Source organism: Anaerocolumna sp. AGMB13025 (assembly GCF_029689925.1).
GTDB lineage: Bacteria > Bacillota > Clostridia > Lachnospirales > Lachnospiraceae > Anaerocolumna.
Map to the genome: position 1 here is coordinate 4,845,632 of NZ_CP121445.1, position 22,569 is coordinate 4,868,200.

Here is a 22,569-nt window from a genome sequence, read left to right on the forward strand (position 1 = left end):
CCTTTCTCAGACTCCTGTTTCTTGCAAAAGAACTCTTCCTTTCTCAGGCTCCTGTTTTTACTTAAGGGTTCTTTTTATCTGGTTTCTGTTTCTGCTTACTGATACAAAATGACTTTTTTCTCGCTTGTATTTCTTATAGCGATACTATATCAAATTAAGTATAAATATAGTGTTCAGAAAAAACATCGAGGTATAAAGATTTTGTTAAGACAGATTATTTATGTAAGGTTGTAAGAGCTTAAAGTTAGGAGGGCTAAAGGATACTGTTTCTCTTTTTCGTATACCAATTATAAAGGAAGTACTTTGTAAACCAGATTTAAAGTACCAAAATAAGCCACAGAATATAATGCTGAACCTACTTACTGCTTTATATTCTGTGGCTTATGGAATATTATTCAATTATTTAATTCCTATATTTTCTGTCATTTCATATATAATTTGATTTTACTTAAATCCATTGGCTTTTATTTCCCCCTATTACCTGACCGTTTTCATATAATTAACATGAATAAATATGTTAGACTTCTTCTCTTATTCTTTTATTATACGAAACAGCCGAATAACAATCAAAGTCAATGAAATCCCCAAAATAAATATTAATGGCAGAATCTCCTGCACGGTCAGCTCCCCGCTTTTCATAGCCTGAAATCCCCAGGTAGCGGGCAGTATTTTACGTACTAGTTCAAAGGCTTTTGGCAGCAAACCCGGGTCAAACATAACGCCTGAGAGCATAAGGGAAGGCATATATACAATCTGGGAATAAATCGTTAATTTTCCCTGGTCTTTTACATAAAGACCTATGACACTGCCCACTGCTATAGACGTAAGCATAAAAAGTGCCAGTGACAGAATATAAACCGCACGGTCAGATATTTTTCCTGACCGGAAAACCATTGGCGTTAACAGGTAAATAATAGCGCACACCACGCTAAGATGAAGAAACGCCGATATAAAATTACTGACCACACCAAACCACAGCTTAATATTGCCTGCTATATAGGCTTTTTTAATATCAACGGTATAGGCTTCACTTAAAGCTACCGGTACACCAAGGAGCCCGCCGGTTGATACGGCAATTACCGTTAATACCTGAGTCAGCTCACTTTTTATCATAGGGTTAATCGAAGAAAATATAGCTCCCATAAAAGCCCAGAAGCCAAGGGGTATCATGTAATAAACCAGCAAAATGCTTTTATTTCTTAAATTCATCTTCCATTGTAAAAGCACCGAATATGCAAAAACCTCCATCAGACAAGCTCCTCCCTTGAAAATTCCAGAAATTTTTCTTCCAATGTGGTGTGGTTGATTTTTATATCCAAAATGTGATTATCCTTCTCTTTATAACTTTTTAACAGTTCCAGTAAAGCCTCAGAAAGAGTTTCTGTTTCAAAATAATCATATCCATTATTTCGTTTTATAAATTTACTGAAGGTAAATTCTGTAGATTGACAGGGATTATCCGTCTTTAGGGCAATTTCTTTTGTGTCCGTAAAAGAGGGTATTAGTTCTTCCGGTCTTCCGATAAATCCTATCCTGCCTTCTTTTATAATTGCAATACGGTCACATAATTTTTCAACCTCTGCCATATCATGGGAGGCAATAAGTATGGTTTTACCTAAGGCTTTTAACCGGAATATTTCTTCGTGAAGTGCTGCCTGACCCTCCACATCAAGTCCTGCAGTAGGCTCATCCAGAAATATGATATCCGGATTATGCACCAGGGCAAGGGCTAAGTGCAGTCTTCTCTTCTGGCCGGTGGATAAAAAGCTGTATTGCTTGTGAACCAGCTCTTTTAAGCCAAACTGGTTCAATAAATTCTTATCTGCCTTCACTTTATTGGCCAGACAGAACAACCGAAAGGCTTCTATAACCGTAATATTACCAGGCAGTGCAGTGGACTGCAATTGAATTCCGATATAAGCATGAAGTTTTGCCCCTGCCACAGCCCTTTGATTATGAAAGCTTACCATTCCTTTATCATAACGTTTCAGACCTTCTATACACTCTAAGGTGGTAGTTTTCCCTGCTCCGTTCGTACCAAGGAGAGCAAATATCTCACCTGGTTCCACCTGAAAGGTTACGCCGTGAAGCACCTCTTTGCCGGCATAACTTTTCACCAGCTTCTCAACTTCTAATATAGAACCCATAGTTTACCCCTCTCCCCTGTTAATATTTTCTTTATATTCCGTTAGCTTTTCATTCAAGAGTTTCATTTTTTTCTTTTGAAAGTACAATCGAAGCAACACTATGATCAGATAAAAAAAGGTAAATAAACCAATAACAAGAGCAAACATGGACTTACCCTTTAATAAACCCTCCCCTAAGTCATACCATTTAAAACCCAAGAGAAAAATAACAATTACAAGAAAGGCAAATAAATAGCTTACACTTACCTGCACCAGGAAACTTAGTTTTTCAGAAGAGAAGACTGCTCCGATCAGGGAACAGCAGGCTGCCAGTCCAAATGCCTCAAGTAGTATAGCCACAGGCATAACTTGCTTACCATCCAAAATAACTGCAATGCATATAACCAATACTTCAATGGTATAGGAAATAACCAGACCTGCAAAAAAATTAATCAATATCCTGTTTTTCATTACGGCTCCTTTCTGCCTATCGTTGACCTGTTTAAATTCCTAACTTTCTTTTAAAATTGCGGATATATTGCCTTGATATTATAATTGCTTCCCCGTTGGAAAGCTCTGCTTTAATTCTGCCATTTAGCAAAGGGATTACCTGTTCCACCTTCAGCAGATTTAAAATAGCTGATTTACTGACGCGGATAATACTGGTATCTGTAAACTTTTCTTCGATTTCATAAAGTCTTAAACTAGTCTCATAGATTTTGTCACTGGAATAAATAAATACTTTTTCATCTACGGTATCAAAATATAAAATATCTTCGGTCTTTAAAAAATGAGTTTTACCATCTACCTTCCCGGTAATGGTATGACAGTGAAGTTGAATACCTGATATTAGTCTTTCAATATCTTCATTGACCTCTTTACATTTTATTATTATTTCTGGTTCCCTTACATCTACGGATTTTTCTATCTGAATCTTCAAGACTTTCCCCTTCCCTGATATCAATCGTTACAGGCTGTGAGCAATAACTATCAACCATGCTGCCCTTCCCCATCTTAAGTACTATGGTTTTCTTACCTTGAAGTGTTATAATGCCTGATCTGGTTATAATTATATCTTACTATATGAATTTAATATTTCAAGAGACTTTCGGTTTCCTGCCAAAATATAGGAGGTAAGTTACAAAGAAAATTATTATGACTTATTATGTTTAGATACTCTCTGTCAGTAAATCGTTTCTGTATAATCAAAAACTGGAAGAAAGGTATGCCTATAATAGCAATCCTTTCCTCCAGTTTTTCTATCGTTAAAGTAAATTTATTGAAATGCTGGGATTAAACGGCTTTTTTAACGGTTATTTCAGAAATAACTTACTCTTTTATTATTAAATCCATTATATCCTGTCTCATGCTTAAAGGAGAATCCTTTGTGGGCTTACCTATTCTGACTAGCATCTGTATGGTTGCTCCGTTTGTTCCATAGTCTTTATGAATTTCTTTATAAACTTCCGACATCTCTGGATATTCTTCCAATGCCTGGCTCAGAGGCTGCGTAACCAATCCCAGAGTATGGGCTTTAGCAATCAGCCGGCTGTAAAGCATACCGCTTTTCACCTGACTGCTGCGGCTGTTGTCCTTAGATTTAATTATAATATAGGCAGGGGTATTATCAACAGAAGTCTTACCAGACTTGATATATAAATCTGAGGCAGCACTACCCTGATTAAAGGACGGGAACAAAGTCACCAAGCCCTGCATCAAATATTTCATAATTCCCTCAGTACCCTGCCCTTCCACAGAAAATCCATACCGGTATTTATTCTTTTCTTTTTCATTGGCACGAAAGATCACATTCGATTCTTCCATAACCCTGTCTACACCTGCTTCTACAGTAAGTCCTTCCATTGCTATTCTGCCTAAATTATTCAGATTCTCTTCATCTTTATAGATCTGCAAAGACAGAGAAGGGTCTGTATTAATTCCATTCAGTTGACTAACTTCCTCTTCTGTTAAAGAGGTTTTCTCATAAGCCGAACGATTTGTGTCGGCTAGAAACATCGTATCAAAAAGTGGATTATTGGATGGATTCGATTTTGTCAAAGTAATTTTAGCTACGGGAAGTTTCTTTAAGCTGTCTGAAAGATTTTCCTCCTCGTAATCCCCCTCAGGAAATAAGTCTATCTTCGTATCATATCCTTCCTTCTCACCGCCTATTGCCACATATTCTAAAAAGGTTCCCTGGGTCACCATCATTTGCCTGGAATAAGGGTCTACCTCTTTTGTTAACCGGTCACTGTCTGCGTAAAGATAAAATACGTTCTTATCCGCCTTATCCAGTAAAATCTTCCAGGGCTGCATATTATGACCGTTAGCAGCTAAAAGCCCATAAGAACATAAAGTTATTCTGGGATCTTCAAAGCGTTTCGTATATTCCTTATCCCAAGGCTTTAAATAGGCAGGTTTTACAAATATTCCGCCTATTACTAACAAAGCAGCAAAAGCTGCAACAATTAAAATCACGAAACCGGAACAAAAATATAGTAGTTTTTTATATAATTTGCTTTTTCCCTTCATAGGTTTCCCTCCATTTCCTAATCTGCCGATATGGTTAGCAGAATTAGCTTAAAAGCCTCTGATACCAATTCTTCTGAGGTTATTTTGTGAAAATTCAGTATATACTTCTCCTTCTTCTTTATAGTGCCAAATACACCAAGCATATAAGACCACAGCACCAGGGCAGTTTTTATTACGTCCAAATCCTGTTTTAACGAACCGTCCTTTATTCCCTCCCGTAAGGCATCGGTAAAGAATTTAAGAATCTCTTCTCCTATGGCATAACACTCTTCTCTGGATTTGTCCGGTATGGTATCCTGAAAATCTATGTCCGTATTCTCATATTCCATAATAGCACTAAAATATTTGGGATAATCCAGATAAAACCGGTATAAGGTATCCGCAATCTGTTTTATCTTATCCAGGGCATTCTTACAATCCTTTTGCTGCAAATCTTTTATCAGCCGGTTGAGTAACAACCTGTAACCTTTTATCATGATTTCAAAATAGATCTGTTCCTTGCTGTTAAAGTACACGTATATGGTTCTTTTACTGAATTCAGCTTCTTTTGCTACATCATCCATGGTAGCCTGGTTATATCCCTTAGTAAAAATAACCCGTTCCGCTGCTTCTATAATATCATTTCTTCTTATGATTTTTTCTTTTTCCTTGCGTTCTTCCGCTCCCATTGTCATCCCTTTCTTGCACATGAGTGTATATAAGTAAACTATAAGTTTACTTTATTATATGATTCGATTATCTGGTTGTCAATACGGTTTTTGTAAAAACTTATGAATACTTTTGTTAAACTTTCATTTATATTCTTTTAAATAGAAGTTTAACTTTTACCATACATTTTTACCTTCTATGAATTTATTAATTTGTACTAGCATATACTGTATATCTAAAGTTTCCTATTCTTCACCTGGGAGGGGATCCACCCTCTGACCCGCTATCATCTCAATGGCATACGCATATCCTAAAAGTTGTGCATCTGTTTTTGCGGTCAGCACAATTCCAAAAGGCATGCCGTTCTCATATAACCCACAGGGTATTGTGATACTGGGAAGTCCGGTATAATGAGGTATATTATTTCTCACTAACATGATACAGACGTCAATATTCATAAGCTGGCTGCGTACTTCCTTACATGCAGCCGCCCTGTCTGAGAGTATATCCTGATAAGCACATTCCTCTAAAGTTCCCGAGGTATTTTCCTCGGCATCAATTAAATAGTTCTGACCATATCGAAGAGCGATTTCCTTGTGTTCCTTATTAAAATTGATAATATCCTTTAACGTGCGCAGTGGAAACTCTTCCGGAAGCTCGGATAAATAGCGGTTCAGCCCATATTTAAACTCATATTTCATTAACAGTCCGACATTCTCTGACGCCGCTAATTGGCACCGCTTGAGATTGGCACCTGCGTACTCCAGTTCTTTTATTATTTTTTCAGTCTTTCGTACTTCTTCCTCTGTCAGATCAGCTTTACGCCATTCATTAATTCCAACCGTTACATCATTTAAATCTATAACATTACTAAGCTTTAGCTGGTTATTGGTTAGTTCTGAGTAAAGGATAGCGGCATCGGTTACCGTTCTGGTCATAGTACCTGGTGTATCAAGAGTGAAACTAATTGGTAAAATACCACGGCTGCTAAGGGAACCCATACTTGGTCGAAAGCCTACCAATCCGTTTCTTAACCCCTGTGCTACTATAGAATTGCAGGTATCGGTTCCAATTGACGCGGTGCACAGATTAGCAGACACGGCTGCTGCCGAACCAGAACTAAACTCCGAGGGGTTCTCTGTCCGTTGATAAGGGGATTTTACCTGACCTCCTTTGGAGCTGTAGCCCCTTGGCATATCCTTTGTCATATAATCCGCAAACTCGGTCATATTGGTTTTTCCCAACAGGATTGCTCCTTTTGCCCGTAACAGCTTAACGATATCCGCGTCATAAGGGGCATAAGCTTCTGACAGGGCATAAGCGCCAGCAGAGGTATGCATGCAGTCAGCAGTGTTAATGTTATCTTTAATCAAAATTGGGATACCGGCTAACAAACCAAAACCCCCAAAACCCCTTTTGTCCATTTCCTCTGCTATGCTTAAAGCATCGGGATTAATCTCTGCTACACTGTTTAACCCCCGTTCCCCTTTATCTAGTTGGTTAATACGGTTTATGTAATGTTGTACTAGTTCCTTTGCGGATATTTCTTTATTTCTTAACAGGATTGCAAGCTCTAATATAGTTAACTCATTCAGAAAGTTCATAGGATAGGGTTTCCTTTCCTTTTTACTTAATTATACCAATGATTTTCTGAAACTATTACAGGTTATTGTTCGCACATCGGCTTAAAATCAGTTATAGCGTAATTACTCTATGGATTTATTTCTTTTCCATATTACAGCTTATGTTTTGTATAGAATCGGCTGATTTTATCATATACTATATTGAGGTGATTCGGTTCATCCTGATTTGCATGTGTGCTTTCGCACACAGATGGGAGTTAGGTTGAAAAAACAAGAGCGATTTTTCAACATCTTGATTTGAATGTGTGCTTTCGCACACAGATGGGAGTTAGGTTGAAAAAACAAAAGCGATTTTTCAACATCTTGATTTGAATGTGTGCTTTCGCACACAGATGGGAGTTAGGTTGAAAAAACAAAAGCGATTTTTCAACATCTTGATTTGAATGTGTGCTTTCGCACACAGATGGGAGTTAACATGATTATAACAATACAGGATTATTACAGGTACACCCGCGGCTGGAATATCGTATTTTTAAAGGCTGCTGCAAAATCGTAGGGTAAAAATTTGCACTTAAGGGAGGATAGCTGCAGCAATGATAAATTTTCATACTCGGGGCTAAATGGATATTACCCATTCTCTTCCAAGTGATTTACACTTTCATTGCAACAGCCTCCTGCCCTTAAGTAATTCCTACTTAGATTTTGCAGCAGCCATTTTATATTTATAACACTTGCATGCCTACTCCCACCCCTGTTCATACGCATGTAGTTTTATAAAACCATACTAATTTGTAACGCCTTCTTATTCTTATACAGCAGTTAAGACTTCGGACAGAAACCTTCCGGTATGGGAAGCCTTTATCTTTGTAATCTGCTCCGGCGTACCCTCGGCAACAACGTAACCGCCTTCATTACCGCCCTCCGGGCCCATATCTATGATATAGTCAGCTGACTTTATCACATCCAGATGATGCTCAATCACAATAACAGAATGCCCCTGGTCTACCAGTTTATTTAAACTGTCTAACAGCTTTTGTATATCAAAGAGGTGAAGCCCTGTCGTAGGTTCATCTAAAATATACAGATTGTGAGCGCCTTTTTTGATTTTTGCTAACTCATAGGCTAACTTCACTCTTTGGGCTTCTCCGCCGGAGAGGGTCGTGGAGCTCTGCCCAAGACACATATATCCTAAGCCCAATTCATTCATAATACCTAATTTGTGCTTTAAATAAGTGTTATCCTTAAAAAACTCCAGGGCTTCTTCCACCGTCATATTCAGGACATCGGCAATACTCTTTCCATGATACTTAATCTCCAGCCCTTCTTCGGAAAAACGCATTCCTTTACACATTGGACAGATGGTTTCTATATCCGCCATAAACTGTAAGTTGGTAACTATAATCCCATCACCGGAACAATGTTCACACCTGGTACCATTTGCATGGGTAAGACTAAAATCAATGGCCTTATACCCCTTTGTCTTAGCCTCCGGCTGGGCAGCAAACAAATCTCTTATTTTATCATATATCCCAATATAGGTGGCCGGGTTTGATTTGGAATTCCTGCCAATGGCGGACTGGTCAATATTAATTACATTATTAATCAGACTGGCACCGAATAGGAAGTCATGTTCACCGGCTACTATTCTGGCACTGGTTTTATCTATTTTTAGCTGTTTATACAGTATTTCATTGATTAAAGTACTTTTTCCGGAACCGGACACACCAGTTATGCACACGAAGACACCCAGAGGAATGTCTAAATCCACATTCTTTAAATTATTCTCTCTTGCTCCTTGAATGGATAAAAAATCATCCCCTAAATTCCTGCGTTTTGAGGGTACCGCTATGGATGCCCTGCCGGATAAGTACTGACCGGTTATAGACCCCTTCTCTTTCTTGATGTCCTTAAGGTTTCCTTGTGCAACGACATTACCGCCATGAATTCCCGGTCCTGGTCCGATTTCAATAATATGGTCCGCACTTTTTATCGTATCCAGATCATGTTCTACCACAATAATGGTATTGCCGATATCCCTCAGTTTCTTCATGGTATCAATGACTTTGTGGGAATCTCTTGGGTGCAGTCCGATACTGGGTTCATCCATTACATATAACATTCCCATCAGTTCACTGCTAATCTGAGTAGACATTTTAATCCGCTGCATTTCTCCGCCGGAGATGGTATCGCTGCGTCTGCTTAAAGCTATATAATGAAGACCGATTTCAATTAAGAGCTTCACTCTCACAGAGATTTCTCTTATAATGGAACCAGCAATATCCCTAATATCTTCTTCAAAGGTCAGGGAATTTAAAAACTGTAATAGTTCCGGCAGCTGCATTCTGCTTAATTCATCAATATTCTTTCCGCCTACTGTTATCTTAAGCCTCTGCTTTTTTAATCTGGCCCCGTTACATTCCGGACAGATTTTCTCAATCATACAGTCTTTGATAAAACTTGGCTCAAAGGCTTCGGTGGTGGAGGTTTTGCGTATATAGTGCTTATACCAGCTTTCCAATTCATGGACAAATCCCCAGAAAGGTCTTTCTCTTCCGGTTATCCAGTTCCTCTTCTGGGAAAATGGAGGCTGTACCATAGTTACCGGTTCTCCCTTTGTCCCATAAAATAACATATCGTAGATATCTTTTGATAACTCATGAAAAGGAGTATCCAAACTAAAATCATACTTTTGGGAAAGGCTGTACATCATAACCGTACGGTAACTGTCTTTCCCATTCGTATTATATACCGTATTCTTAAGGGCACCTTTATTGATACTTTTTTCCGGTGCCACAATTAAAAACCGGGGTTCTACCACATAAGACAGTCCCACTCCCAGACAGGTATGACAGGCACTGGCTGGTGAATTAAAGGAAAAGTGAAAGGGCTGCATCTCGCAGAGGAAAAAGTGATGCCCCGTACAGCCAAACCCTTCATAAAAGGATTCTTCTATCCCACCGATGACCTCAATCTTAATCATAATATCTTCTTCAAGGGATAACATGGCGGCTTCTATAGATTTCGCTATCTGGATATAGTTATCATTCTTAAGGGTAAAGCGGTCGATGACTAGTTCCATAGTATAGGTTTTCGTCTCATCCAGTTCTTTTTTTTCAGCCAGGGAAAACGGTTCCCCGTCTACCAAAAGGTTTTTATATCCTTTATTCCTTAACTGTTCAAAGGTGTAACTATAATCTTCCCCATAGATTTTATAAACCGGTGCCCGAAGCTCTACTACCGTTCCGACAGGAAGAGTTGATATATGTTCCGCCATCTGAGCTGCGGATAACTGTTTTAAAGGTTTGCCGCATTCAGGACAGCTACCTTTACCGGCAGTTGAGAATAACAGTCTTAAATAATCACTGATATCCGTTACTGTTCCTACCGTCGACCGGGGGTTGTTATTCACTTTTTTCTGTTCAATGGCAATGACAGGGGACAATCCTCTTACATAATCTACATTGGCTTTCTTTAGCTGACTGATACGGCTTTTTGCAAAGGTTGATATGGAATCTAAAAAGCGCCTCTGCCCTTCTCCATATATGACATCAAAGGCCAGGGAGGATTTGCCGGAGCCGGATACACCGGTAATTACGGTCATCTTATCCCTTGGAATCTCAACCGAGATATTCTTTAAATTATTCTGCTTTGCTCCGGATATTTCAATACTTGTTCGTACAGACATAGCGAAACTCCTTTCTAAGGCACCTTACGGAATATATAAATACCCCAGCTCTTCCACTGCCAGTCTGCTTTTTGGGGTTATTCTTATGGTTTGTGATACCTTCTCAAGCAGACCCATCTCTGCCAGATAATCAAAGATACCGACGATATAATGGCTTTCCAGATGAAAATGCTTTGTTATCAGTGTTACTGTTTTTATCTGCTGATCTGACATAAATGCAAGCACCGGTTCCATCAGCAGTTCCAGATGATTCTTTAAAAACTCTTCTAACAAGCTTAAATCTTTTTCTATTTCGTACTCATCCAGGATATGTGACATCGCGTCCTGATATAAAGGAGTTATCAACTTTGGGTTTAATGTCAAGGCTCTTTGTATCGCCTCCCTGGTAGGAGGTTCATGATGAAGACAGACTTCCATACTGGCTGCGACCTGGGCTGATCTTAGCAGGTAGTACTGAGCGTAGACCGTATCCTTTTTTACATACAGCCACTTTTTAATTTTATCGATGGTATGAACCAGCTCACATGCTAAGTTAAAGACGGTATCTGCAATATCGTCTGCACCCATCTGTTTCATTTCTTCAAAATAATCCAGCAGGCTGTCATCGGCGGAATACAGCATGATTCCTTTTGAAAAATAGGATTGTCCAAAGGAACCTCCTTTCATCTTTTCCATACTCCGCTTAAAATCACTTCTTGTTGAAAGGCTTACATTGATTAGAATGTCATCTTCAAGGATACAGTAAGAATCATTTTTTAATACCTGATCTCTGACGACTACGTTCATATCAATATCGCTGCGCTCCCAGACCACATCGTAGGCAAGGCTGCCGCACACAATGACGGCTATGACATTAGGGTCAATCTTAATTTTTTCAATAAAGCTGTCAACCGCAGCCATATAACGTTTCTTAAGTTTGGTTTGCTGTAGTTCATCCATGTCCTTCATTCCTTTCAGCCTATCATTAACTCTCACTTTGGTCTCACCTGCCAGCGACTTAAAGACCATACAGGGACCATTCTATATTTGTATCATAACCAGTCTTTTTCATTTACTGTTACAAATTTAACGTCCAAAAAACAAAACACTTGTTCTTTTATCGGTTCATGTGCTATAATTATACTATACTATTTTACAAAAAGCGGACAAAAATTGCTGAGGTCAGGTAAATCATGGATAATTATTTGTTGGAAATCATAAAGAAAACAACAGAATACATTGAAGCTAATTTGTTAGAAGAACTGAATCTGGATAATATCTCTGAGAATGTTAATATAACAAAGTTTCATCTGCTCCGGATCTGGAAAGGGGCAACCTTAACCGGTCTGATGGAATATGTACGCAGAAGAAGAATTGCTCTTTCCTTAAGTGATTTAATCAGAGAACAGAATACGATTAACTTTATTTCCTCAAAATACTCTTTTGGCTGCGAACGCACCTATAACAGGGTATTTAAAGAGGAATTTAAGACCTCTCCTGCAAAATGGCGCAAAAACCCTACTCCCCTACAGATTTTAGACCACTTTAATGCCGATTTTATGAATCAGTCGGGAGAAGCATTGATATTCTTCCGCAGCATCACTGTATTACCGGCTTTTACCATTGCCGGGTTGGAATATGAAGTAAATATAGAAGATAATCTGAATAATCAGACCTCCAATCTGCATGGTGTTGACTTTTATACGAAACACAGTAACCGCATTGCGAATCCGGTGAATAAAGATATTTATATCGGATATACATCGATTTTCTCACAGTCCTGCCCATATACCCTTTATCAACCCTCCATTCAGGTTGATGGGAATAGTATCATACCTCCTGGCATGAAGATAAAACATATTAAACCTCACAAATACGGGGTTTTTACCTACATGGGTCTTCACCGGCCGGAGGAAATTTCTTCAAAAACACTGAAACATATCTGGAACTATGTCGTTAATACCTGGAAACCTACCCTTAGGTTTGATTTAAAGGAAGATTTCCGGTTTGAATATATTGATTTTTCAAAATGTAATAAGCAATACTGTGAGTGTGATTTATATTTTCCTATTACAATGATTTGATGGTATAATTACTAGTTACTACCATTTAAAAGTCATTTATTAACGTTTAAACACATAAGGTTAAATTTCTAATACACAGGGGTCTAATTATATTTTCTGGTTGTGACATACGATATGCTGTTTGTCATAGAATAATATTTTATGAGTTCTTAGGTTCTTCTATGAGATCTAAAGTTCTTCTATGAGGCCTTAGGTTCTTTTATGAGGTCTTAAGCTCTTCTATGAGGTCTTACGCTCTTTATGATGTCTTAAGCTCTTTTATGATGTCTTAAGCTCTTTTATGATGTCTTAAGCTCTTTTATGATGTCTTAGGGTCCATTCATGTAACAAAATGCGCTATGACATTGTAATAGATCAGGAACTAGAATATAATTATATGATATGGCAGAAGCTTTATGGATTGCTCATTTGTCTTTGAAATCGAGTTATGATATAATACATAGAAATCAGGTAGAGCTTATTATACTTGTAGCATTCTTATTTTTATTTTAAGAACTTTCCCGGGTTTAAATTGAGATAGAATAAAGAAAGGACATAAATGCAGCTGCAAACCAATTAAATACCGATTTTAAACTGCATGAAAGAATGAACATGGAAAAAATATTTGTTAAGTTTTTAGTTATGAAATTTATTTTTTTAATAATTTTCTTCCTGTTAGCTTTAGGTCTTGTACATTTTACACCAGACGTAAAAGCCATCAGAATAATAGAATTTTTTGCTATGCTGGTCTTTGCAATTATATGTTTAAGCACGATTGATCATTTTAAAAAGAAGGCTCTGAAAAAACCGGAATAATTGCACCGTAAAAGGGCGTATGGCTGCTTTCTTTTCTTGCAGTCATTCGCCCATGGTTTTGTTTTAATTAACCACTAAAATATATTCTGACTGATAATACATTTTAATTCTTCTAAACTCTTTACATTTTCATAAGGTATACGAAGTCTGGTTAGATAATCTATAATCAAATTGCCGCAATACTCATGTAAAGCCAGTCCTTTCATCAGCTGCTCCAGAAATTCTTCTTTCTTTATATCCCCCATAAATTCAGATATGTATTCTCTGTCTCCCCGAAAAAGTTCAAATACAATAGGTCCAAGTTCATAATAAGCAGGTGCAAGGGTGCAATCAGCAAAATCAATCAGAATGATTCTGCCTTCCGTAGTAATCAATACATTCTCACCGGTAATGTCCCCATGAACCAGACAGCAGAAATCCATCTCCTGATTTCTGACACAATCCGCCAAATCAAGTTTTAAGGTATCCGCCAATCCCTTTAAGTGAGGATTGTCAATTGCCTGCTTTTGTAAATCTTTTTTTATTAACAGGTGGTCCGCTGTCTGATTTAGATCTTTCAATATAGTTTGTAACTGTTTTACAATTCGGATTTTTTGCTCCCTGTGAAAGGACGTGAGACAATCTCCCGCCTCTTTTGCGTCTATATACTCCATTATGATATAATGGAACAGGTATTTATCCTTCATAGTTCCATAAGTTATCAGATCCGGGGCTGCTATTCCTTTCCCCTTTATGTGTTCCATAACAGATAGTTCGGTATTATAATCAAACTTAGTACCAAAACCGGATTCCTCCGGTGCGAAGATTTTGATTACATAGTGGTCTGCTTTAAAAACCGCGTTGGTTCCGGGAGTCAGATTCTGTATCTCCTCCCTTAAGGTAATTCCTTCTTTTTTAAATATAGCCTGAGCCAAATCCTGAAAGGCTTTCGTACTCTGAAAAACCTTTGCCCAGGAATTTTGTCCGTTTATCTCCTCTTTAAAATAATACATGCCTACCTCTCATTCTTCATGACCGATATGTTCCAATATAATTTTAAAACTGATATTTCTGGTAGTTTCCATAGCATCAAACTTTATGATATAAGAGGAATTTTCCCGATTAACCTCAACTATTTTTCCTTTACCAAAAACATGATGCATAACCAGGTCATTTATGGTTAAACTTTTGCCGTTTAGCTCCAGCTTCTTCTCATTCAGTTCAATATAACTTCTCGCATCACTTGCCAGTCTGCCCTCTAACTCCACCATATAATTTACATAGGTCTTCTCCACATTAAAAATAAATCGGGAGGGATACCGGTAAGAGCCATCATAATTAACGCCCTCCGCATCACTTAAAAACAATGCATTCTCCGCTCTGGTAAAGGCTACATAAGCAAGGCGTCTTTCTTCCTCCATCTTATCCGCCGTATCAATGTGCTTACTGGGAAATATCCCTTCATTTAAGCCGCATACGAACACATAAGGAAATTCCAGCCCTTTTGCCGTATGGATTGTCATCAGCTGTACAGAATCTGAATTTTCTTTCTGGTCCAGATTAGTGAAAAGAGAAATTTTCTCTAGATAATCTGCCAGGGAACATTCCTCTCCCGCCGAATTTTCATACTCAAAGATAGACTGCTTTAGTTCCGCCAGATTATCAAGCCTTTCCTGTTCTCCGTCCGTCCGAAGGAGTGCTTCGTAACCGCTGTCGTTTAGGATATCTGACAGCAGTTCTGAGATTTTCATATCTTCATACAACAGTTTATATTTTTCCACCAGAAAGATAAAATCCCCGGCTCCAGTCTTCTTAAACAGACTATCCTCCTGATTGTCAAATAACGCCTGATAAAGAGAACACTCCTTACGTTCTGCGTATTCCTTTAGAAACGCCATGCGTTTTTCCCCGATATTGCGCTTTGGTACATTGACAATCCGGTGAAAGGAAATGTCATCGGAATAACTTATCATTCTCAGATAACACAATACATCCTTAATTTCCTTCCGTTTATAAAACTCAATCCCACTATAAATGGTATATTGAATCTCTTCCTTAATAAAAACTTCTTCAAAACTTCTGGATACAAAATGTGACCGGTATAATATAGCAATATCCCGAAGTTTTCGACCGCTCTCTGCAATCAGCTTAATCTGGGCAGCTATCCACTCCGCTTCCATTTCCGTGGTTTTCATGTGGTTATAAATAACCGGTATATCAATCTGCTTTACGGGTACCAGGCTTTTATCAATCCGTCGCTTATTCTTCTCAATTAAAGAATTAGATGCATTGATAATATTAGGGGTGGAGCGATAATTTTTATTCATGATAATGGTTTTAACCGCCGGAAAGGTCTTATCAAAATTCAGAATAAACTCCACATTAGCCCCGCGCCAGGAGTAAATGGTCTGATCCGGGTCACCTACAATAAACAGATTGTGGTGATATCCACTTAGTATCTTTGAAAGGCTGTACTGCTTTGGGCTAACATCCTGAAATTCATCTACCATAACATATTCTAACTTTTTCTGCCATTTTAGCTTAATGTCTTCATGGTGTTCAAATATGTAAAGCACATAGTTAATCAAATCATCAAAATCCAGGGCAAAACACTTCTTCTGTTCATACAGATAGCGGTAAAAGATAGCATCTTCTTTGCTGTTTGCATCATTAAATTTATCTTTTAAATCATTATTATCCGTATTTAATATATCAAAAAGATAAGGTTCTCTTTCTTTCCTTGCCGCAATCATATCCGTAATGGTACTAAAGGTATAATTCTTAGAATTAAGCCCCATATCTTCAAAAATCTTATGAAGTATGGAAGTCACATCCTCCGTATCAAGGATAAGAAAATTCTTTGGATAATGAAGTATGTGGATATCCTCCTTTAACACCTGTACACAAAAACCATGGAAAGTACAGATATAACCGGTATCATCATCGCCTATCATAGTGCGGATTCTTCGTTTCATTTCATTGGCTGCCTTATTGGTAAAGGTAACGCATAAAATATTGGCTGCCGCTATACCTAATTCATTCACAAGATAGGAGAACCGGTGGGTCAGTGCCCTGGTTTTACCGGAACCTGCACCAGCTATGACCCTGATATATCCTTCTGTGGATGTTACTGCTTGTATTTGTTCTTCATTTAATCCGTTAATAATAGAATCTGCCACTTTGATACCTCCCGCAACGCAATTGCCGTTTTAAGCATAACTATTTCTTGAACTATCTTAGTTATCATTAATAGTAACATATACAAACATATGTTTCAATATGTAAAGAGTAATTTGATATCCCAAACTCATAAGGAAGATTAATCCAAAAACTAAGGAGTCTCCTCGTAGGACTGTAAATTATTTAAATTGCTAAGTCTATTCGTGGCACTAATTCATGGTGAATTGTAACCAGGAGGAAAAGAGCAACTTTCTAAGTGATAAAGTATACTCTTTTCCTCCTATTATAAGCAGTTAAGACAAGTTTTGATTTTGGTTATGGTATATCTCCTGGACAGAAAATCCCTTGGGTTTTTAAGTAGTAGTTAAAAAACCCAAGGGATTTTCTGTTAATTGTTTGTAAACAGTATTCCGTATTAATAGTTGATTTGCTTCCCCTAAAATCTTTGTTTAAAATGGGCTGGCCAAGGATAAATCCGTTAAAGAAAAATGGTTTGCCCCTTGCATAGAAACGTTATATGTTTAGGCTTGATTGTCCGACAAAGTCTCGCATTCTCAAAAGTTTAAAAATGGCTGATATGCTCTAGATTAATACCGCACCTTTACAGCCGGAAGTAACGCTTTTCGCATATCTTTTTAAATACCCGGTAGTAATTCTTGGCTGTACTGGCTGCCATAACTGTTTGCGTTTTTCTAATTCTTCCTCACTGATTAAAGCATTGATGGTATTATCCGGTATGTTAATTTCTATCAAATCACCCTCTAAAAGCAGTGCTATATTACCGCCGTCCGCTGCTTCCGGTGATACATGCCCGATTGCGGCACCTCTGGTCGCTCCGCTGAACCTTCCATCTGTAATCAGCGCTACCGAACTTCCCAGTCCTCTTCCCATAATAGCTGAAGTAGGGTTTAACATTTCCCGCATTCCTGGACCGCCTTTGGGACCTTCATAACGGATTACTACTACATCTCCGGCAACGATACTTCCGTTACCTATTGCAGTTAGAGCATCTTCTTCACAATCAAACACTCTGGCGGTCCCTGTGTGCCTTAACATTTCTTCCGCTACAGCAGAACGCTTAACAACACATCCATCGGGAGCTATATTTCCTTTTAAAACAGCAATTCCGCCAGTTTTACTATAGGGTGCTTCTACGGATTTAATAATCTCTGAGTTTTTAACCGGACAGTCCTTAATGTTTTCTTCTACCGTCTTTCCGGTACAGGTAATCAAATTCGTATGTAACAAACCTAGTTTATTGATTTCGTTCATAACTGCATAAACGCCGCCTGCTTCATTTAATTCCTCAATAAAATGCTCTCCCGCCGGTGTAAGGTGGCACAAGGTAGGGGTTTTAGAAGAAATTTCGTTGGCTTTCTCAAGATTAAGCTCAATATTGCATTCATGGGCTATAGCTGGAAGATGCAGCATGCTATTGGTGCTGCAGCCCAAGGCCATATCAATGGTAAGCGCATTATAAAAAGCTTCTTCGGTCATAATATCCCTGGGACAAAGATTTCTCTTAATCAGCTCCATTACTTTCATGCCAGCCTGTTTCGCCAGTCTTAGCCGCTCTGAATATACTGCTGGTATTGTTCCGTTTCCTTTTAACCCCATGCCAAGTACTTCCGTTAAACAGTTCATGCTGTTTGCAGTAAACATACCCGAACAGGAACCACAGGTAGGACAGGCTTTACTCTCATACTCACTTAAAACCGTTTCATCAATTTCTCCCGCCCCAAAGCGGCTGACTGCCTCTGAAACAGTAGAATAACTAATCTTCTTCCCATTTACAGTACCGGCAAGCATAGGACCTCCGCTTACAAATACCGTTGGAATATTAACTCTTGCTGCTGCCATTAAAAGACCGGGTACATTCTTATCGCAATTGGGTACCATGACCAGAGCGTCAAAAGCGTGGGCAATTGCCATAGCCTCAGTCGAATCTGCAATCAATTCTCTGGTAACCAGAGAATATTTCATCCCCTGATGTCCCATTGCAATACCATCGCAAACTGCAATAGCTGGAAATACAATAGGCGTACCTCCTGCCATAGCCACCCCTTGTTTCACAGCTGCTACAATCTTATCCAGATTCATATGTCCGGGAACTATCTCATTATAAGAACTGACGATCCCCACTAAAGGTCTGCTAATTTCTTCCTCTGTTAGTCCCAGAGCATTAAGTAAAGCCCTCTGGGGTGCCGCTGTAACACCTTTTGTTATCTTCTCACTACTCATAAATAACCGCCTTTCCGATTGATAATAAGATATCTTCTGTGCTTTAATATTGCATTTTTATAATTATTTAAGATATTGTTCCTTGCATTATCTGTTGCGTTATCTCATATATCGTCTTTTATATCGTCTGCTATGTAAGTCTGTTTCAATTAAGTCTGTTACGTAAGTCTGCTACGTGTTTTGTGTCTTGTGTTGTATTTTTTATTATACGTTGTACGTTGTCTTATGTCAATAACATTATCATACATCAAATACTCTTTAGGATGATTTATCTATTTATTACAAACATGAAATTATCAAAAAAATCACCCTGGATATAAATTCTAGAACCAAATAAATCCTAGAAATAAATAAATCCCAGAATAAATAAATCCCAGAATAAATAAATCCCAGAATAAATAAATCCCAGAATAAATAAATCCTAGAAATAAGTTAATCACAGAAATAAATAAATCCTAGAAATAAGTAAACCACAGAATTAAATTAATCCTAGAAATAAGTAAATCCCAGAATTAAATAAATCCTAGAAATAAGTAAACCACAGAAAAAAACAAATCCCAGAAATAAATAAATCCCAGAAATAATCTCTGGGATTACATATAATATATCTATTTACAATCATAACATAAACTTTTTACATCTTTAATTCCTATACGTCTATTAAACTTATATACCCAAACTTTGCAGTCTGAAAAGAAAAGAACATTAGATAAAAGTAAGTGTGAAGTTTATTTAAAATACTATTATTCTACTACACTGTTAGATATCAAGTTCCTTCATGGCATGCAGTATATGAAGTTTCATAGCTGTTTTTGCCCCTTCTGCATTTCTCTGTTCCAGAAACTCCATAATCATACGGTGGTCATTTAAGGTATCCTTAACTGCCTGCTCATTTTTAATGGAAAGGGTTACCCCTTTGTTGATTCCCTGATATATTATAGGCATTAATTTATTCATAAACTCATTATGGGTAGCTTTTGCTATGGACTTATGAAAAGCCTGCTCCTCTTCTCTTCTGTCTTCCCCGTTAATTATTTTTTCTTCCACTTTCCTGCCATATTTTAATATCCGTTTTAATTCATTATCCGTGGCACGTTCCGTCGCATAATATGCTGCCTCCGGCTCGAATATAAGTCTTATTTCATAGATATCCTTTGCATTTACTTTAACAGTAGCAAACTCCTCCAGGACAGAATTTTCCCTTATTTTACTTGTATCTGTCACATAAGTGCCTTTTCCCCGCTGAATCTCCAATATCTCATGGGTAACCAGAATCCGGATTGCTTCCCTGAGAGTTGTTCTGCTGATTTTTAATTCAGCCGATAATTCATTTTCATTGGGCAGTTTAGCCCCGGGAAGAAAACGCTTTTCTATTGTAATCATGGATAGAATATCATCGGCAATTCGCTCTGAGAGCATCTTTGATTTTGGCATAGTATCGATTCCCTTCTGTTATATAATATCATCTTACTATATATGATGTTTTTATTCAACCCTGTTGTATGATGTCTTATACCAAAAACAAAGTAATTCCGTTTCAAAAAACCGGCATACTGAAACTATATCAGTTATGCCGGTTTTGTACGAATATTATTTTGCTTCACCCGAGGAAAACTCTTTCGAATCTGTTCCTGCTGCCTCAACCAGTTTTGTATCCTCATCTTTGTTGCTATTGTCCACTTCTCCTATTGACTGAGCTGTAACCGCCGGTCCTTTTGTAGGTTCCAGGGAAACACCCAATTTATCCAAGGTTATGAATTTTAATAGAGTATCCATCACCGTACTGCTGCCGTTATCTCCCTGTCCGCTGCTACCATTTCCCATATTAACAACGGTCTTAGGCACAATATCCACCTGAGAATTCTTTATAGCATCTGCAAGTTTATCAACAACTTCCTGAATAACCCTGTACTGGGCGCCGCCATAAGCTTTAACCTGAGCATCAATGGCCTGGGCTCTAGCAAGACCAACATTGGTTTCTTTGGAGGCTTCCGCTTCACCTTCCAGACGGATTCTGGATGAATTTGCTTTCGCCAGGGCTACAATCTGATTTGCCTCCTGCTCTGCTTTACTTGCCAAAGCGGCACCGCTGTTTCCTTCTATTTCAATTTGGATCTTAGACTTGGTTAAGAAGCTTTGCTGTTCGGCAATAGCCTGAGCCTCCCGCAAGGATTTCTCACTTTCTGCTGCTGACTGCTGTTTCTGGTAAGTAATCTTCTTTTCTTCTGCAATCTGTCTTTCCCGTAACTGGGTCAGGATATTTTCGATTTGCAGATCATTGACTGTGGTCTTTGGTGTACCAATAAGGACTTCCTCTAACTGCAGGTTATATTTCTGGAATTTTTCTTTCATTTCCATAACTGCTTTTTCTCGAATCCCACTACGTTCCTGAATCAATTCAATCAAGGTCTTAGTCTGGGCTACATCTTTAAAGTATGCGCTAACTAACGGATCTAAGGATTGGTTTACCAGCATATTAATATCCCCGAACCTCTGGATTACCCATGGTGCCTGTTTATAATCGATATGCATAACAACGGATAACGGCAGGGAGGGTTCAAAGGCATCCTTGGTTATAATATCCACTTCCGTCAGGTTTTCATCGTATTTATGGTCACCGGTTTCGGTTTTATTCCATTTTAATATAATATTAGTGGTCGGAACCAATACCACTTTACCAGCATCGGTATTGAATGCGTATTTACCGGGCATTAATGGCTTTTCAAGCACACCTTTACAGCCTTCTCCTACCAGTTCCCCGTGTTTATAATCAGCTCCGGTTGTATCTACTCCCTCCTTACCAAAGAAGGATACGACAACTCCGACAAATCCAATTGGTACAACTGTCTTGGGTCTGAATTCCACCGTCGCAAATAATCGGTTTATATAGTATGTACCATCGGTTAATACTTGAATCTGTTTACCCCTTCTGCCCCCAAGCTCCAGGAATTTCTCCGGATCCTGGAAGTTGGAATGAAAAGCTCCCACATCTTCTGCAATAATTTCACCCTGTTCCAGCGGAAGACCGTCATGAACCGTTACAATTCCCATCATATCACTGGATTCGTTGCCGTTACCCATAATTACAATGGGAGAAAATGCTCCTCTGGCTGCAAGGGTCTGCTGCATGCTGACTAACTCGGTCCGTTCCTGTTTGTTACCAGAGCTGATTGCCTTAATATCGCTTGGTGTTATAACAATAAACTGTGCTAAATTGATAGCATAAGTACCTTCTCTAAGAATTCCTCTTTGTGGACCTCTCTGTCCTCCATTTTGCAAAAATCCACGGACATCCTGAAAATTATTAGCTTCTAAAACTACTTTACCAAGGGTCTGAACCGGTGACAAAGGCTTACCGTCTCTGGCAAATATATAGGCGATCTGACCTTGAGGAATTGTGATTAAGGGATACTTATGGATTTTATACATTAAAACTGATTTAAAATGTATACCTCCACGGAGCAAATCCGGTGAGTATCCCGCTTCCCCGTTCAGCGCAATAATAGAATCCTTTAAGGAACCTTTCATACTCCACCATTTTTCGATTACAGCAACTTCATCGGAATCAATTACCCTTAAACCTAAAATCTTAAAAATAATCAGGTAAATCAATATGACTGCACCAACGACAGCCCCAATTACATAATATAAAACCATAAAACCATCTCCTCTTCGGTTTTTATAAATATATGAAATTACAGGTCTAATCATACTCCGTATAAAATAGAAAAACAATG

General features: G+C 38.3%; 16 protein-coding genes. 2 read left to right on the forward strand and 14 right to left on the reverse strand.

All coding sequences use genetic code 11. The features are described from left to right. Nucleotides 1-531 precede the first annotated feature (531 nt). From QA584_RS20025 to QA584_RS20065, 9 genes are all read right to left on the reverse strand, one after another. Entirely contained in the window at nt 532-1,248 is a 717-nt protein-coding gene (locus tag QA584_RS20025; protein ID WP_278270879.1) for an ABC transporter permease, read from the reverse strand. Continuing rightward, nucleotides 1,248-2,147: an ABC transporter ATP-binding protein gene (locus QA584_RS20030; RefSeq protein WP_278270880.1), complete on the reverse strand. Its 900-nt coding sequence runs from the start codon at nt 2,145-2,147 to the stop codon at nt 1,248-1,250. The genes QA584_RS20025 and QA584_RS20030 overlap by 1 nt, the downstream gene beginning before the upstream one ends. A 3-nt stretch (nt 2,148-2,150) precedes the next feature. Next, nucleotides 2,151-2,597: a DUF3021 family protein gene (locus QA584_RS20035; RefSeq protein ID WP_278270881.1), complete on the reverse strand. Its 447-nt coding sequence runs from the start codon at nt 2,595-2,597 to the stop codon at nt 2,151-2,153. A gap of 31 nt (nt 2,598-2,628) precedes the next feature. Then, nucleotides 2,629-3,066, reverse strand: coding sequence for a LytTR family DNA-binding domain-containing protein (locus QA584_RS20040; RefSeq protein ID WP_278270882.1), 438 nt, complete (start codon nt 3,064-3,066; stop codon nt 2,629-2,631). A 389-nt stretch (nt 3,067-3,455) separates the two neighbouring features. Continuing rightward, nucleotides 3,456-4,658 carry a hypothetical protein gene (locus tag QA584_RS20045; RefSeq protein ID WP_278270883.1) on the reverse strand — a complete coding sequence of 401 codons (1,203 nt, stop codon included), beginning with the start codon at nt 4,656-4,658 and terminating at the stop codon, nt 3,456-3,458. A 17-nt stretch (nt 4,659-4,675) separates the two neighbouring features. Next, nucleotides 4,676-5,326, reverse strand: a complete 651-nt coding sequence (locus QA584_RS20050; protein ID WP_278270884.1) for a TetR/AcrR family transcriptional regulator — start codon at nt 5,324-5,326, stop codon at nt 4,676-4,678. Between the two features lie 225 nt (nt 5,327-5,551). Beyond that, nucleotides 5,552-6,910: an amidase family protein gene (locus tag QA584_RS20055; protein WP_278270885.1), complete on the reverse strand. Its 1,359-nt coding sequence runs from the start codon at nt 6,908-6,910 to the stop codon at nt 5,552-5,554. A gap of 787 nt (nt 6,911-7,697) precedes the next feature. After that, nucleotides 7,698-10,574, reverse strand: coding sequence for an excinuclease ABC subunit UvrA (gene uvrA, locus QA584_RS20060; protein WP_278270886.1), 2,877 nt, complete (start codon nt 10,572-10,574; stop codon nt 7,698-7,700). A 24-nt stretch (nt 10,575-10,598) separates the two neighbouring features. Continuing rightward, nucleotides 10,599-11,549 (reverse strand): nucleotidyltransferase, encoded by a 951-nt coding sequence (locus QA584_RS20065; protein WP_278270887.1) that lies wholly within the window; start codon nt 11,547-11,549, stop codon nt 10,599-10,601. 197 nt (nt 11,550-11,746) lie between these two features. Here QA584_RS20065 and QA584_RS20070 point away from each other — a divergent pair, with 197 nt between their 5' ends. Together QA584_RS20070 and QA584_RS20075 are read left to right on the forward strand one after the other, a co-directional pair. Continuing rightward, the gene (locus QA584_RS20070; protein WP_278270888.1) at nt 11,747-12,637 is read left to right on the forward strand and encodes a helix-turn-helix domain-containing protein; all 891 of its coding nucleotides are present in this window, start codon (nt 11,747-11,749) and stop codon (nt 12,635-12,637) included. 591 nt (nt 12,638-13,228) lie between these two features. Beyond that, nucleotides 13,229-13,432, forward strand: a complete 204-nt coding sequence (locus QA584_RS20075) for a hypothetical protein (protein WP_278270889.1) — start codon at nt 13,229-13,231, stop codon at nt 13,430-13,432. Nucleotides 13,433-13,506: 74 nt separating this feature from the next. Here the strand turns inward: QA584_RS20075 and QA584_RS20080 are convergent, their stop codons facing one another. The 5 genes from QA584_RS20080 to QA584_RS20100 form a co-directional block, all read right to left on the reverse strand. Then, nucleotides 13,507-14,424 carry an aminoglycoside phosphotransferase family protein gene (locus tag QA584_RS20080; RefSeq protein ID WP_278270890.1) on the reverse strand — a complete coding sequence of 306 codons (918 nt, stop codon included), beginning with the start codon at nt 14,422-14,424 and terminating at the stop codon, nt 13,507-13,509. Between the two features lie 9 nt (nt 14,425-14,433). Next, on the reverse strand, nt 14,434-16,590 hold the full coding sequence (locus tag QA584_RS20085) for an ATP-dependent helicase (protein ID WP_278270891.1): 2,157 nt from the start codon (nt 16,588-16,590) through the stop codon (nt 14,434-14,436). Between the two features lie 583 nt (nt 16,591-17,173). Then, nucleotides 17,174-18,832, reverse strand: coding sequence for a dihydroxy-acid dehydratase (gene ilvD, locus QA584_RS20090; RefSeq protein WP_278270892.1), 1,659 nt, complete (start codon nt 18,830-18,832; stop codon nt 17,174-17,176). Nucleotides 18,833-19,591: 759 nt separating this feature from the next. Continuing rightward, the gene (locus QA584_RS20095) at nt 19,592-20,266 is read right to left on the reverse strand and encodes a FadR/GntR family transcriptional regulator (protein WP_278270893.1); all 675 of its coding nucleotides are present in this window, start codon (nt 20,264-20,266) and stop codon (nt 19,592-19,594) included. Between the two features lie 156 nt (nt 20,267-20,422). Further along, nucleotides 20,423-22,489 (reverse strand): SPFH domain-containing protein, encoded by a 2,067-nt coding sequence (locus tag QA584_RS20100; RefSeq protein WP_278270894.1) that lies wholly within the window; start codon nt 22,487-22,489, stop codon nt 20,423-20,425. Nucleotides 22,490-22,569: the final 80 nt, after the last annotated feature.

Bases quoted from the DNA above. Each gene is read 5' to 3' on its own strand.
- QA584_RS20030 (WP_278270880.1), bottom strand. From the start codon at position 2,147: ATGGGTTCTATATTAGAAGTTGAGAAGCTGGTGAAAAGTTATGCCGGC.
- QA584_RS20095 (WP_278270893.1), bottom strand. From the start codon at position 20,266: ATGCCAAAATCAAAGATGCTCTCAGAGCGAATTGCCGATGATATTCTA.
- QA584_RS20100 (WP_278270894.1), bottom strand. From the start codon at position 22,489: ATGGTTTTATATTATGTAATTGGGGCTGTCGTTGGTGCAGTCATATTG.
- QA584_RS20050 (WP_278270884.1), bottom strand. From the start codon at position 5,326: ATGGGAGCGGAAGAACGCAAGGAAAAAGAAAAAATCATAAGAAGAAAT.
- ilvD (WP_278270892.1), bottom strand. From the start codon at position 18,832: ATGAGTAGTGAGAAGATAACAAAAGGTGTTACAGCGGCACCCCAGAGG.
- QA584_RS20055 (WP_278270885.1), bottom strand. From the start codon at position 6,910: ATGAACTTTCTGAATGAGTTAACTATATTAGAGCTTGCAATCCTGTTA.
- QA584_RS20070 (WP_278270888.1), top strand. From the start codon at position 11,747: ATGGATAATTATTTGTTGGAAATCATAAAGAAAACAACAGAATACATT.
- QA584_RS20025 (WP_278270879.1), bottom strand. From the start codon at position 1,248: ATGGAGGTTTTTGCATATTCGGTGCTTTTACAATGGAAGATGAATTTA.
- QA584_RS20075 (WP_278270889.1), top strand. From the start codon at position 13,229: ATGGAAAAAATATTTGTTAAGTTTTTAGTTATGAAATTTATTTTTTTA.
- QA584_RS20035 (WP_278270881.1), bottom strand. From the start codon at position 2,597: ATGAAAAACAGGATATTGATTAATTTTTTTGCAGGTCTGGTTATTTCC.
- uvrA (WP_278270886.1), bottom strand. From the start codon at position 10,574: ATGTCTGTACGAACAAGTATTGAAATATCCGGAGCAAAGCAGAATAAT.
- QA584_RS20045 (WP_278270883.1), bottom strand. From the start codon at position 4,658: ATGAAGGGAAAAAGCAAATTATATAAAAAACTACTATATTTTTGTTCC.
- QA584_RS20080 (WP_278270890.1), bottom strand. From the start codon at position 14,424: ATGTATTATTTTAAAGAGGAGATAAACGGACAAAATTCCTGGGCAAAG.